The sequence below is a fragment of the Rhodococcus sp. NPDC003318 genome, from assembly GCF_042879035.1.
Taxonomy (GTDB): Bacteria; Actinomycetota; Actinomycetes; order Mycobacteriales; family Mycobacteriaceae; genus Rhodococcus_G.
The window spans coordinates 168,676-181,955 of record NZ_JBIAOU010000003.1 but is presented as its reverse complement, the minus strand read 5'-3'; the positions used below and the strand labels follow the sequence as shown (position 1 = coordinate 181,955).

Genomic DNA, 13,280 nt, shown 5'->3' with positions numbered 1-13,280 from the left:
TCGGTGTGAAAGAGGTTGATCCGTGGTCGAAGTCAGTTCGGCTGCAGGTAGCGACGCATGATCGGCCCGGCGGCCTCGACGAGAGTCATCTGGTCCACCAGCAGGTGCTGGGTCGCCACGGCGGCGTCACGCACGCAGCGGCCCAGCGCGCTCGGGTTGCGAATCGACTGGCTTCCCGCCCAGCGGTGGGCGAATCCGACGATCTCGCCGGCCACCTCCTGCGACCACGTCGTGACCTGTCGCAGTCGCGCACGCTGCTCGTCGGTGATGTCCGAACCCGCCTGGGCGGTCGCCTCGGCGTCGGCGTGCGCGTCGTAGACGTACCGACGGGTCGCCTGGTAGAGGGCCTCGTACTTCGCGAAGTCGCGGCGGAAGAGGTCGGAGTCGCCGACCACGGTCGAGTAGCCCGGACGGGCCTTTCCGTCCACGATTCGTGCGATCTCCGCGAGCGCGCGGCGTGCCAGCCCGAGCGCGACCGGGGCGTGGCCGCCGACACCAATTCCCAAGAGCCCGAGGGCGTAGACCGGTTCGGGACGCACCGGTGTGGTCGAGAAGGTGTCCATCGTGTACTTGTCCGGGATGAACCGGTCCTCGACCGCGTAGTCGTAGCTGCCGGTGCCCACCATTCCCATGACGTTCCAGTTGCCGAGGAACTCGACCTCCTCGCGGGGCAGGAACCCGACGCGGCACTGGGGCCCGCCGTTGTCGTCGAGCAGAGGAGTGCCGCCCTCGGAATGCACGACGAATCCGGCGCCGATCCAGCTCGCGTGGGCGGATCCGCTGGCGAACTGATAGCGGCCGCTCACGCGGTAACCCCCGTCCACCCTCGTCGCCTTCCCCGTCGGCATGATCATGCCCGCAGTGATTCCGCGATTCGCACCGGCGAACATCTCACGGGCGCCCACGTCGCCCAGGTACCCGGCCGCGATTCCGGTGCTGAAGGCGTTCGCCATCAACGCCCATCCCGTCGACCCGTCGGCGTAGGAGATCTCCTCGATGACCCGGAGCGCCTCGACGATTCCGACCCCGCCGCCGCCGAACTCCGTCGGCACCAGCATCCAGAACAGCTCCTCTTTCGCGAGTGCCTCGTAGACCGGGCGCGTGACGGTCGCGTCGCGCTCGATGGCATCCGATTCCCGCACGATCAGCGGAGCGACCGACCGGGCGCGTGCGACGTAGTCGACGGCGACTGCGACACTGTCGGCGAAGTGGGCAGGAAGTTCGATTGTGTCCGACACCCTGATGACCTTTCTCGCAGAGAAGAATTCGGGCCGCCCACTGCCGGACGGCGTGCATTCTCATGACGTGAGTCACAGTGCCTGCCGGCGTCGGGTGTCCACAGCCGGAGACCTACGTGGTCCACTACGTGGCCGAGAACGACGACGCCCGCGTCGTGACCATCCTGTCCACGCAGTCATGAGTGCCACCTACACAGGACTTCTCGGGTTTCGAGACGCAACGGTGGGGCGGTGTACGTGCCTACTCGACAACCACGGAATCGGGGTGGGAGAGATTCGCCGCCTGACGGACCTGCTCGTCACCGACGACCACTGCAGATCCGGCACAGGTACCGATCGCAGACATTGACGGGCGGTTCGGGTGCTGTCCACCACCGTGAGATGTCGATGCCGAAATACGGATCGCCGTCCACGTCACGGTCAACTCGCTTGCGCCGCACCGTGGGTCGGGCGCGGGACGGACAGGAAGGTGGCCACGTCGGCGGCCTGCCTGCGCCCCTGCTCGCGCCCGGCGAGTGCGGCCGGTGGCCGGCACGCGGGGTCGAGGGGGCCGCGGCCGAACGCCGCGACGGACGCCGTGTCGGCGTAGGCGACGAACACCGTCCCCGGCGGGAAGGTCGCAACGTCGTCGGCGAGGCTGCCACCGAACAGGTAGGGCGCCGGGTCGGGGCTCGGCGTCAGCACCACCACCCGGTCGTACCCGCGGGCCAGCTGCAGGTTCGTCGACGTTGCGACGCCACCGTCCATGTAGCGGCGTCCGGCGATCGTGACGGGCGGCCAGACTCCGGGGACGGCGCAGCTCGCGGCGACGGCGTCGACCAGGTCCACGCCCGACTCGCGGTCGAAGACGACGGTCGCACCGGACTCGACGTCGATCGCGGGGATCGCCAGGGCCCGCTCCGGCCACCGGTGCGACGGCAGGCGCGACTCGATGACGGCGCGGCGCTGCGGTGCGTCGACGGTGCGGGCGGCGACCGCTGCGGTACCGACGCGCTGCAGCCGCTGGGCGGTGGTGACCCCCGGTGCGGTGGCGACGTCGGCGAACATGACGCTCATCCGCTGTGGGGCGCCGTCCGGAGCGATCTCGTGGTGGTGCGGCGACAGCTGCCGTTCGAAGAGTTCCGGCAGCGGCACTCCGCTGGAGAGTTGCGCCGCGACCGTCGAGCCCGCGGACGTCCCGAGCAGCAGGGCGGCTCCGCGCAACTCGGCGGCGGCGTCCGGGTTCTCGTCGGCCAGCCCGAGCAGGAATCCGGTTTCCCAGGCGATTCCGGCCAACCCGCCGCCGGCGAGTACCAGTGCCAGTCCCGCCATCGTCCGACCCTTCCGTGCGTCTCCCCTGCCGAAACTACCGCTGTCGCCGCGCCGAGGCCCGTTCAGGCACGCTGCAGCCGGGCGGTCAGGTGATGCGTGAGCGGGGTGGAGGCGTGGGCCATCCACATGTCGTAGGACAGGACGTCGCCGTCGACGGTGATCCGGCGGCGGATGTCGTGCACGGGTTTGGCGTCGGGCGACCGGTTCAGCGAGACGAGCGTCAGGTCGAGAACCCCGGCGTGCAGGTCGCCGCGCTGGATCTCGACGAATCCGGTCGGCTGGCTCACCAGCAGTTCGAGGGTGTCGCCCGCGTGGCGGAGGTAGCCGTTCTCGGTGTGCATCGGGCGTTCACGACCCGGTGACCAGGTGCGGGAGCGATAGGCGAGGAACGGTTTGCCCGGGGTGGCGGTGAACTCGATCTCCTCCTCGTAGGAGAAGTCGTCGATGGTCGGGTAGTGCCCGTCGCCGCCGCCGATCCAGGTGCCGGTGAACACGCCCAGTTCCCCCAACGGATCGAGCTGTGCATCCATCCGACACCTCCCCGTCGCATCGCGGGTCGATCGCCCGCCGACATCGGCATTGTGCCCGACGCCGCCGAGCCGAGTGAGGTGGGCCACCTCGTCACGGTGTTCGCATGGCGGATAGCATTTACTTCTGCTAACGAGTCCGATCGAGCGGGAGCGAGCAGACGTGAGCAGGATCCACAACCCCACCTTCGCCGCGAAGGTGACCTCCGCCGCCGAGGCCGCGGCAGCGATCAACCCCGGCGACACCGTCGCGATCAGCGGTTTCGCGTCCGCAGGCACCCCGAAGGTGGTCGTTCCCGCCCTCGCCGAGCGGATCCACGCGGTCCGCGGCGCAGGATCGAACTTCACGATCAACCTGCTGACCGGCGCGTCCGTGTCGGCGGAAACCGAGCGGGTGCTCGCCGAGATCGACGGCATCGCGCTGCGCATGCCGTACCAGTCCGAACCGACCGCGCGCCGCAAGATCAACCACGGCCGGATGGACTACGTCGACATCCACTTGTCGCACGTCGCGCAGCAGGTGTGGGAAGGCTACTACGGCAAGGTCGACGTCGCGATCGTCGAGGTCTCCGGCATCACCGAGTCCGGCGAACTGATCCCGTCCGCGTCCATCGGCAACAACAAGACGTGGCTCGACGTCGCAGACCGTATCGTCCTCGAGGTGAACTCGTGGGTTCCCGAGGCGATGGCGGGCATGCACGACGTCTACTACGGCACCGCGCTGCCCCCGCACCGCACGCCGATCGAACTGACCCGCGTCGAGGACCGGATCGGGCAGCCCACCTTCCGGGTCGACCCGGCGAAGGTGGTCGCGGTCGTCGAGACCGACGTCCCGGACAGCGCCAGCGAACTGACCGACCCCGACGACGTGAGCCTCGCGATCGCCGGACACGTCCTCGACTTCTTCGCGCACGAGGTCAAGGCCGGACGCCTGCCCGCCGACTCGCTGCTGCCGCTGCAGGCCGGCATCGGGAACGTCGCGAACGCGGTTCTCGGCGGCCTGGACCGGGGTGGCTACCGCGACCTGACCTGCTACTCGGAGGTCATCCAGGACTCGATGCTCCGGCTCATCAAGGACGGCGTGGTCGCGCACGCGTCGGCGACGTCGCTGGCCCTGTCCGCGACGGGCCTGACGGAACTGACGGATAACATCGACTTCTACCGCGACCACATCACGCTGCGTCCGCAGGAGATCAGCAACCATCCGGAGGTGGTGCGCCGGCTCGGGATCATCGCGATGAACGGGATGCTCGAGGCCGACATCTACGGCAACGTCAACTCGACCCACGTGATGGGCACCAGGATCATGAACGGCATCGGCGGCTCGGGCGACTTCGCCCGCAACGGCTACCTGTCGATGTTCCTGAGCCCGTCCACCGCGAAGGGTGGTGCGATCTCCTCGATCGTGCCGATGGTTCCGCACGTCGACCACACCGAGCACGACGTCCAGGTGCTGGTCACCGAACAGGGCCTGGCCGACCTGCGGGGGCTCTCCCCGCGCAAGCGGTCGCAGGTGGTCATCGACCGCTGCGCCCACCCCGAGTTCCGGCCGCTGCTGCACGACTACGTCGCGCGGGCCCAGGCCCTGCCGAACGTCGGGCACACCCCACACCTGCTCGGGGAGGCGTTCTCGTTCCACGAGCGGTTCACCGCGACCGGTTCGATGCTGCCGTAGGTTTCCCGACCCCGGGGAGGTCCGACCGGCCGAAAGGTTAGCTTAGGCTAACAGTACTTACTGCATGGTAGAGCCCGTCGCGTCCGGCATCTACCACTGGGACCTCACTCGCCCGGTCACGGTGACCGGTGACGTTGCGCGCGCTCAGATCACGACCTCGATCGCGGGCAACACCCCGAGCGAGGCCACCCTCAAGTGGCACTGGATCGACGGGCAGTGGAAGCTCAGCAACGACAGTCTGCTTCATGGCGTATCGCGCCATGGCCACGTGCACCGTTCCCGGCAATCCCGGTGGGCCGAACGGACGTCCGCTGTGAGGCGCGCACCGGTAGCTGCGTTGGCAGCACTTCTCGCACTGCTCCTGACCGCGTGCGGCGGAAACTCCCTCACCTCGAGCGGCGACGAAACCGTCACCGTCACAGGCAAGTTCGGCGAAGCACAGGTTCCGCCCGACGCCGAGCGGGTGCTGCCGCTGTCACCTCAGGACGCGGACATGGTGATCTCGACGGGTGTCGCACCGATCGCGCTGCCGTCGGACACGAGCACCCTCGTCGCCACGGACGGGGTGGGGGTGTGGGACTGGCAGGTCGACGCCCTGACGGACATAGGGTACCGGGTCCTCCCGCCCAATCCCGGCGGCGGAATCGACGCGCTGACCTCGACGGGGGACCACGAGATCCCGACCCTGCTGTTCGACGGCGATCCGCAGGCCTACGTCGAGCAGATCGTCGCCCTCGATCCCGACGTCATCGTCGCCACCGGCCAGTGGAGCCTGACCGAGCAGGTGTACCAGGAACTCTCGAACATCGCCCCGGTCGTGCACTTCGACGAGCAGGCGAACGTCGAGCCGTGGCAGGACTCGACCCTCAAGATCGGCAGGGCACTCGGCCGAGAGGACGAGGCCCGGGCCGCTGTCGACTCGGCCGAGGAGGCACTGGCCGGGATCCGCGCCGCGCACCCCGAATTCGAGGGCGTGCGATTCAACGCCGTGATCGGCGACCTCGCGGGAGAGCTCTACATCCTCTCCGGGGAGGACCGCGGGATCGGCATGTTCATGAAGGAGCTCGGCTTCCAGTTGTCCGACTGGGCGCAGACGGTGCCGACGGACGCCGACGGACGAGGCAAGGTCAGCTACGAGCTGGTCAACAACCTGGACACCGACATCGCCGTCGTCGTTTCACCCGCCGGGGACATCGACTACATGCGCGGAAATGCCCAGTGGAACAACCTGTCGACGGTCCAACGCGGGGCGATCGTGTCCATCGCCCGCAATTCGGGGGTGCCGAACGCGCTCGGCTTCCCGTCGCCGCTCTCGCTCCCGTGGGGCGCGGACCGCGTCGCCGACGCACTGGTCACAGCGGTGTCACGCGTGCCGTGACCGTCGGCGCCCGGTGACGAACGCGGCCGCCGCATCCTGTGGATGCGGCGGCCGCGCTGCACCGACACCCGCGGAGCCTCACGGGTTCGGTTGTCGGACAGTCGGTGTGCGAATCAGAGGTACTGACCGCACACCGGCCAGGCGCCGGGGCCCTGGTCGGCGAGGACGTTCTCCGCCACGGCGATCTGCTCGGCGCGCGAGGCGTTCTGGGCAGCCCCGGTGCCGCCGTAAGCCGCCCAGGTGCTGGGGGTGAACTGCAGTCCGCCGGAGAAGCCGTTGCCGGTGTTGATGCTCCAGTCGCCGCCGGATTCGCACTGGGCGACTGCATCCCAGTTGTGACCCTGGGCATTCGCGGTGCCGGCGGCGAGTCCCATGGGGACTGCGACGAGCGCGCCCGTCACGGCCACCCAGCCGAGGGCCTTCTTCGCCGCGGTGGAGGTGGTCTGGATACGGGTGGTGATCATCGAGATGTTCCTTTCGAAGGCCGCATACGGGGCCGGTGCGCGAGTCACGCGGGGTGGGGGTTGGCACCGCGATCGATTCGCGATGGCCTCGTCGCTGCCCCTGGGTTGGGTCTCGGGTCCGGATCCGCGGGGCAGGCTCGGTGGCGGTCCGGCTGTGGCTCGTGGTCTCGAAGCCGTCACCGACGATACGGAGAGCCAGGGTCGTTGGAAACCATGGGATTTCGGAACACCGCACCCCGACGGGCGTCCGGAATCGGCGATTCTTACAGTTGATTCGCGCTGGCAGGAGGCAATTGTGACCTTTCGCTACACCGTTCGTTATCGTTACGTGATTGTGAGCCAGATCACAGGCGAATCGGGGGTTCGGGACGAATGAAGGCGTGCGAGCGCAAGCACAGGGGGTGTTCCGATCTCGGAAAGGTCTCGAACCGCCCGGGATCTACTGCAGGAACTCCGCGGCCCGTGCCGCGAGGTCCAGCAGCGGCGCAGGCGCGACACCGAGCACGATCGTGACCACGGCGCCGACGGCGATCGCAGCGGTGGTCAGCGGGCCGGGCACGACCACCTCGGGGGCGTCGGACCCGGGCTCGGCGAAGAACATGAGCACGATCACCCGCACGTAGAAGTAGGCCGCGATCGCGCTGCACACCACACCGACGACCACCAGGGCGGCGCCACCGGCCCCGGCGGCGGCCTGGAACACGGCGAACTTGCTGACGAAACCGGCCGTCAGGGGGATGCCTGCGAACGACAGCAGCAGCAGGGCGAAGGTGGCCGCCACCAGCGGCGACCGGCGACCGAGTCCGGTCCAGTGCGACAGGTGCGTGGCCTCCCCGGCGGGGCCGCGGACCAGTCCGACGACGGCGAACGCCGCGACGGTGCTGAACCCGTACGCCACGAGGTAGAACATCGTCGACGACAGGCCGTCCCGGTCCGCCGCGACGAGCCCGGTCAGCAGGAAGCCTGCATGCGCGATCGACGAGTACGCGAGCATCCGCTTGACGTCGGTCTGCGTGACGGCCAGCACGGAGCCGAACACCATCGTCAGGATCGCGACCGCCCACAGCATCGGCCGCCAGTCGTCCCGCAGGCCGGGCAGCGCCACGTAGAAGATCCGCAGCATCGCCCCGAACGCCGCGATCTTGGTCGCCGACGCCATGAACGCGGTGATCGGCGTCGGAGCCCCCTGGTAGACGTCCGGGATCCAGGTGTGGAACGGCACCGCCCCGACCTTGAACAGCAGCCCCACCGACAGCAGGCCGGTGCCGATCAACGCGAACGTCGTCCCGCCCGACGCGGTCGACTCCGCGATGCCCGACAGTTCGACGGTGCCCGCCTGTCCGTAGAGGAAGGCGACACCGAACAGGAAGAAGGCCGACGAGAACGCGCCGAGCAGGAAGTACTTCAGCGCGGCTTCCTGGGACAGCACACGCTGGCGACGGGCCAGCCCGCACAGCAGATACAGCGGCAGCGACAGCACCTCGAGCGCGACGAACATCGTCAGCAGGTCGCCCGACGCCGGGAACAGCAGCATCCCGCCGACCGCGAACAGGGTCAACGGGAACACCTCGGTGCGGGTCACCCCCGCCGCGGTGGCCTCCTTCTCGGCGACGCTGCCGGGCACCACCGACGCCTGCGGCGTGAACGCGTCGGCGACCACCCTGCCCATGGCCGTGACCGTGGTGGACCTGGCCCCGACGCGTCCTCGTTCGGCGATCAACAGCATCGACAGCAGGGAGACCAGCAGGACGGACCCCTGCAGGAACAGCGTCGGCCCGTCGACGACCACCGCACCACCGACCGCGACTCCGCGGGTGTCCCGCAGCAGCACCACCGCGACGAACGCCGCGGCGAGTCCCCCGATCCCGAGGACGAGGTGGCTGCCGTACCGGAACCGGCTGGGCGCGAACGACTCCACGAGCACCCCGAGCACCGCGGCACCGAAGACGATCAGCATCGGCGCCAGCTTGCCGTACTCGAGGTCGGGAGCGGGCAGCGCGCCCTGGGCGAGGATCGCAACGTCGAAGGAACTCACCGGTGCCCACCTCCCTGGCCGTCGCTGTCCGCCGCCACCGACCCGGTTCCGACGGTCGGCGCCGGATCCTCCTGGTGGATCGAGGTCAGGGTGGCGGTGATCGTCGGCGTGATCGCGTCGAGCGCGGGTTTCGGATACAGACCCAGCATCAGCAGCAGCGCGATCAGCGGCGCAACCACCGCGATCTCGCGGGGCACCAGGTCACGGACGCGGCCACCGTCGGCGCGGGCGGGCCCGGTCATCACCCGCTGGTACAGCCACAGCACGTAGAGCGCCGACAGCACCAGAGCGCCGGTCGCCACGACCGCCGCGGCCGGGTAGCGAGTGAAGGTACCGATCAGCACCAGGAATTCGCTGACGAACGGGGCCAGACCCGGCAGCGACAGCGTCGCGAGACCGGCGACGAGGAACGTTCCGGCCAGCACGGGTGCGCTCGACTGCACCCCGCCGTAGTCACCGATCGCGCGACTGCCGCGGCGGGCCACCAGGAAGCCGGCGATCAGCATCAGCGCCGCCGTGGAGATGCCGTGGTTGACCATGTACAGCGCGGATCCGCCCTGCGACTGGCTGGTCAGCGCGAAGACGCCGAGAACGATGAACCCGAAGTGCGAGATGGACGTGTACGCGATCAGCCGCATGATGTCGGTCTGGCCGATCGCGACCAGGGCGCCGTAGACCACACCGATCACCGCGAGGGTCAGGACCAGCGGCGCGAAGGTGGCGGTGGCGTCGGGGAACAGCTGCACGCAGTACCGCAGCATGCCGAAGGTGCCGACCTTGTCGACGACCGCCATCATCAGCACCGCCGTCGACGGGGTGGAGTGCACGGCGGCGTCGGGCAGCCAGGTGTGCAGCGGCCACAGCGGTGCCTTCACCGCGAACGCGAACAGGAATCCGAGGAACAGTGCGTTCGCGACGGGAGCATCGATGGCCAGGGTCCCGTTCGACACTGCATCGGCGATGGCCCGGAAGTCGAAGGTGCCCGAGTCGAAGGGGCTCGACTCCCCCGCCGTCACCACGTACAGCCCGATCACCGCGGCCAGCATGATCAGGCCGCCGAACAGGTTGTACAGCAGGAACTTCACCGCGGCGCGGGGTCCACGGGCGTCGCCGAACCCGCCGATGAGCAGGTACATCGGGATCAGCATGACCTCGAAGAACACGTAGAAGAGCAGGATGTCGAGTGCGACGAACGACATCAGGACCATCGACTCGACGATCAGGAACAGCGCCGCGTAGGTGTGCACCGGTCGTCGGCCCCGTGCCCGGTCGGCGTCCCGCCACCCCGCCAGCAGCAGCACCGGCACCAGCGCCGCGGTGAGCAGCACCAGCACCAGCGCCACCCCGTCGACGCCGAGGGTGTATCGGGTACCGAAAGCCGGTATCCACTCGTGGGATTCGACGAACTGGTACCGCTCGCCGCCGGGTTCGTAGCCGATCGCGACACCGACCGCCAGCGCGAGGACGACCAGCGACACCGCGAACGCGGTCCACCGGGCGGCACCGCGGCTGCGCGTCGGGACGACGGCGACGACACCCGCGCCGACGAGCGGCGTCAGCCACAGTGCAGTCAGCCACGCGAAACCGTTCACCGTCACCTCACCAGCGCCAGCGTCGCGACCACGGCGGCCGCGCCCACGAACATGTACATCGCATAGCTGCGGACGAAACCGTTCTGCAGCTTGCGGATTCGCGTCGACACCACACCCACCCCGGCGGCGATGCCGGTGACCGCGCCGTCGACACCACGATCGTCGACGGTCACCAGTCCGCGCGCGAGCCGATCGCCGGGTCGCATGAACACCGCCTCGTTCACCGCGTCGCCGTAGAGATCCGCGCGGGCGGCGACGGTCAGTGCCGACACGTCGACCGGCGCCTGCACCGGGATCGTCGCGCCCACGTACTGCCGGTACGCGACGGCGAAGCCGGCCAGAACGACCACCAGTGTCGTGACGGTGATCGTCCACACCGGCACCGGCAGCTCGTCGTGGCGGACACCGACCACCGGCGCCAGCCAGTCCTGCAGCGCCCCACCGTAGGCGAGCAGGAAGCCGGATCCGACGGAACCGATCGCGATGAGGATCATCGGCCACGTCATCGACCGGGGCGCCTCGTGCGGGTGCGTGCCGTCCGCCCAGCGCCGGTCACCGAAGAACGTCATCAGCATGACGCGCGTCATGTAGAACGCGGTGATCCCGGCACCGAGCAGCGTCGCGCCGCCGAGCACCCAGCCTTCGACACCCCCGGCACCGAACGCGACCTCGATGATCTTGTCCTTGGAGAAGAAGCCCGCGAACGGCGGGATCCCGATGATCGCCAGGTAGCCGCAGCCGAACGTCACGAAGGTGATCGGCATCAGCGTCCGCAGACCGCCGTAGCGGCGCATGTTCACCTCGTCGTTCATCGCGTGCATCACCGAGCCCGCGCCGAGGAAGAGCCCCGCCTTGAAGAATCCGTGGGTGAGCAGGTGCATGATCGCGAACGCGTAACCGGCGGGCCCGAGGCCGGCCGCGAGCACCATGTAGCCGATCTGGCTCATCGTGGACGCGGCGAGCGCCTTCTTGATGTCGTCCTTCGCGCAACCGATGATCGCGCCGAACAGCAGCGTGACGGCGCCGACGATCACCACCCCCAGCCGAGCGCCGGGAGCCAGGTCGAAGATCGGGTTCGACCGCGTGATCAGGTAGACGCCCGCCGTGACCATCGTCGCGGCGTGGATCAGCGCCGACACCGGGGTCGGGCCCTCCATCGCGTCCCCGAGCCACGACTGCAGCGGCACCTGCGCCGACTTGCCGCACGCGGCGAGCAGCAGCAACAACCCCAGCGCCGTGAGCAACCCCTCCCCGGCCTCCCCGACACCCGCGAAAACCCCGTCGTAGGAGACGGTTCCGAAGGTCGCGAACATGACCATCAGCGCGATCGCCAGGCCCATGTCACCGACCCGGTTGACGACGAACGCCTTCTTCGCGGCGGCCGCGGCAGACGGCTTGTGGTGCCAGAACCCGATCAGCAGGTACGACGCCAGACCGACGCCCTCCCACCCGACGTACAGCCCGAGGTAGTTGTCGGCGAGCACCAGCAGCAGCATCGCAGCCAGGAAGAGGTTGAGATACGCGAAGAACCGGCGGCGGTCGGGGTCGGCCGCCATGTAGCCGACCGAGTAGACGTGGATCAGCGAGCCGACACCGGTGATCAGCAGCGCGAAACACATGGACAGCTGGTCGAGTTGGAGACCGAAGTCCACCTGGAGGCCGGCGACGGGCACCCAGCTGAACAGGGTCTCGGTGACCGCGCGGTCGGCGCCCTCGCGGCCGAGCATGCCGACGAACAGGGCGGCCGCGACCGCGAACGAGGCGATCGCCGTCGCGCATCCGAGGAGGTGACCCCACCGGTCGCTGCGCCGTCCGGCGAGCAGCAGCACGGCGGCGCCCGCGAGCGGCAGCGCGACGAGAAGCCAGATCCCGGCGGCCATGTCAGAACTTGAGGAGGTTGGCGGCGTCGACCGAGGCCGAACGACGGGTGCGGAAGATGGCCATGATGATCGCGAGCCCGACGACGACTTCCGCGGCGGCGACCACCATCGTGAAGAACGCGAAGACGTGCCCGTCGAGGTTGCCGTGCATGCGCGCGAACGTGACGAACGCGAGGTTCGTGGCGTTGAGCATCAACTCGATGCACATGAACACCACGATCGCGTTGCGGCGCAGCAGCACACCGGTCGCGCCGATCGTGAACAGCAACGCCGACAGGTACAGGTAGTTCTCCGGGTTCACTGCTTCGCCTCCTTGTCGCCGCGCGACGGCTCGTGTTCACCCCGCCGTGTCACGCTGCGGGGAGTGAGGACGCCGCTGACCGACCCCGGGGCGGTGGTGCCGTCGGGCAGCAGCGCCGCCATGTCGACGGCGTTGTGCCGGGCGTAGACGCCGGGGCTCGGCAGTGGCGTCACCTGGCCGCCGTCGCGGAACCGCTGTTCGGACATGGCCCGCTGGTTCGGCCGCGGTTCGATGCGTTCGCGGTGTGCGAGGACCATCGCGCCGATGGTCGCGGTGATCAGCAGGGCTCCGGTCAGTTCGAATGCCCACACGTAGCGGATGAAGATCAGCTCGGCCAGCGCGGGTACGTTGCCGATGGATCCGGTGGGCGACGAGGCGGGTCCGGCGTTGGCGTCGGGCAGGCCGACGAACGAGGTGACGGTGACGCTGCCGATGCCGGCGATCAGCAGCACCCCGAATCCGACTCCGGCGACGACCGCGGCGACCCGTTGCCCCCGAATGGTTTCCACGAGGGAGTCGGACGAGTCGACACCGACCAGCATCAGCACGAACAGGAACAGCATCATCACCGCACCGGTGTAGACGACGATCTGCACGACACCGAGGAACAGCGCGTCCTGCGCGATGTAGAAGAACGCCAGCAGGATCATCGTCATCGCCAGGAAGATCGCCGAGTACACCGCCTTCGTCGCGCACACGACGCCGAGGGCGCCGATCACGCAGAGGGTCCCCAGGACCCAGAACTGCACCGCCTCGCCACCGGAGGTGCGCGTCAGCGGCTCCGACAGTGTCGCTGCGGTGCGCGTCAGCGGCTCCGACAGTGTCGCTGCGGTGCGCGTCAGCGGCTCGGCGAGGGTGGTGGCGGCCGCGACGGCCGCG

At 69.0% G+C, this 13,280-nt stretch carries 11 protein-coding genes and 1 pseudogene; 3 read left to right on the top strand and 9 right to left on the bottom strand.

The window, feature by feature from the left end:
* Positions 1-32: 32 nt before the first annotated feature.
* The 3 genes from ACFYVR_RS08230 to ACFYVR_RS08220 form a co-directional block, all read right to left on the bottom strand.
* Positions 33-1,238, bottom strand: coding sequence for an acyl-CoA dehydrogenase family protein (locus ACFYVR_RS08230; RefSeq protein ID WP_387471550.1), 1,206 nt, complete (start codon positions 1,236-1,238; stop codon positions 33-35).
* A 420-nt stretch (positions 1,239-1,658) separates the two neighbouring features.
* Positions 1,659-2,549, bottom strand: coding sequence for a patatin-like phospholipase family protein (locus tag ACFYVR_RS08225; protein ID WP_387471548.1), 891 nt, complete (start codon positions 2,547-2,549; stop codon positions 1,659-1,661).
* A gap of 62 nt (positions 2,550-2,611) precedes the next feature.
* Positions 2,612-3,079 carry an FABP family protein gene (locus ACFYVR_RS08220; RefSeq protein ID WP_387471546.1) on the bottom strand — a complete coding sequence of 156 codons (468 nt, stop codon included), beginning with the start codon at positions 3,077-3,079 and terminating at the stop codon, positions 2,612-2,614.
* A 160-nt stretch (positions 3,080-3,239) separates the two neighbouring features.
* Here ACFYVR_RS08220 and ACFYVR_RS08215 point away from each other — a divergent pair, with 160 nt between their 5' ends.
* Positions 3,240-4,751 carry an acetyl-CoA hydrolase/transferase family protein gene (locus ACFYVR_RS08215; protein WP_387471544.1) on the top strand — a complete coding sequence of 504 codons (1,512 nt, stop codon included), beginning with the start codon at positions 3,240-3,242 and terminating at the stop codon, positions 4,749-4,751.
* Between the two features lie 64 nt (positions 4,752-4,815).
* Positions 4,816-6,129 (top strand): ABC transporter substrate-binding protein, encoded by a 1,314-nt coding sequence (locus tag ACFYVR_RS08210; protein ID WP_387471542.1) that lies wholly within the window; start codon positions 4,816-4,818, stop codon positions 6,127-6,129.
* Between the two features lie 116 nt (positions 6,130-6,245).
* Here the strand turns inward: ACFYVR_RS08210 and ACFYVR_RS08205 are convergent.
* Positions 6,246-6,593, bottom strand: a pseudogene (locus tag ACFYVR_RS08205) (transglycosylase family protein); the annotation flags it as partial.
* Here ACFYVR_RS08205 and ACFYVR_RS08200 point away from each other — a divergent pair.
* The gene (locus ACFYVR_RS08200) at positions 6,583-6,969 is read left to right on the top strand and encodes a hypothetical protein (RefSeq protein ID WP_387471540.1); all 387 of its coding nucleotides are present in this window, start codon (positions 6,583-6,585) and stop codon (positions 6,967-6,969) included. The pseudogene ACFYVR_RS08205 and the gene ACFYVR_RS08200 overlap by 11 nt on opposite strands.
* 63 nt (positions 6,970-7,032) lie before the next feature.
* Here ACFYVR_RS08200 and nuoN read toward each other — a convergent pair whose 3' ends face one another.
* From nuoN to ACFYVR_RS08175, 5 genes are read right to left on the bottom strand one after another with little or no spacing between them, the layout of a single operon-like run.
* Positions 7,033-8,628 carry an NADH-quinone oxidoreductase subunit NuoN gene (nuoN, locus tag ACFYVR_RS08195; protein WP_387471538.1) on the bottom strand — a complete coding sequence of 532 codons (1,596 nt, stop codon included), beginning with the start codon at positions 8,626-8,628 and terminating at the stop codon, positions 7,033-7,035.
* Positions 8,625-10,220: an NADH-quinone oxidoreductase subunit M gene (locus ACFYVR_RS08190; RefSeq protein WP_387471536.1), complete on the bottom strand. Its 1,596-nt coding sequence runs from the start codon at positions 10,218-10,220 to the stop codon at positions 8,625-8,627. The genes nuoN and ACFYVR_RS08190 overlap by 4 nt, the downstream gene beginning before the upstream one ends.
* 2 nt (positions 10,221-10,222) lie before the next feature.
* Positions 10,223-12,100, bottom strand: coding sequence for an NADH-quinone oxidoreductase subunit L (gene nuoL, locus ACFYVR_RS08185; RefSeq protein WP_387471533.1), 1,878 nt, complete (start codon positions 12,098-12,100; stop codon positions 10,223-10,225).
* Between the two features lies 1 nt (position 12,101).
* Positions 12,102-12,401: an NADH-quinone oxidoreductase subunit NuoK gene (gene nuoK, locus ACFYVR_RS08180; RefSeq protein WP_387471531.1), complete on the bottom strand. Its 300-nt coding sequence runs from the start codon at positions 12,399-12,401 to the stop codon at positions 12,102-12,104.
* Positions 12,398-13,210, bottom strand: coding sequence for an NADH-quinone oxidoreductase subunit J (locus ACFYVR_RS08175; RefSeq protein ID WP_387472012.1), 813 nt, complete (start codon positions 13,208-13,210; stop codon positions 12,398-12,400). Before ACFYVR_RS08175 ends, nuoK begins: the two co-directional genes overlap by 4 nt.
* Positions 13,211-13,280 lie beyond the last annotated feature (70 nt).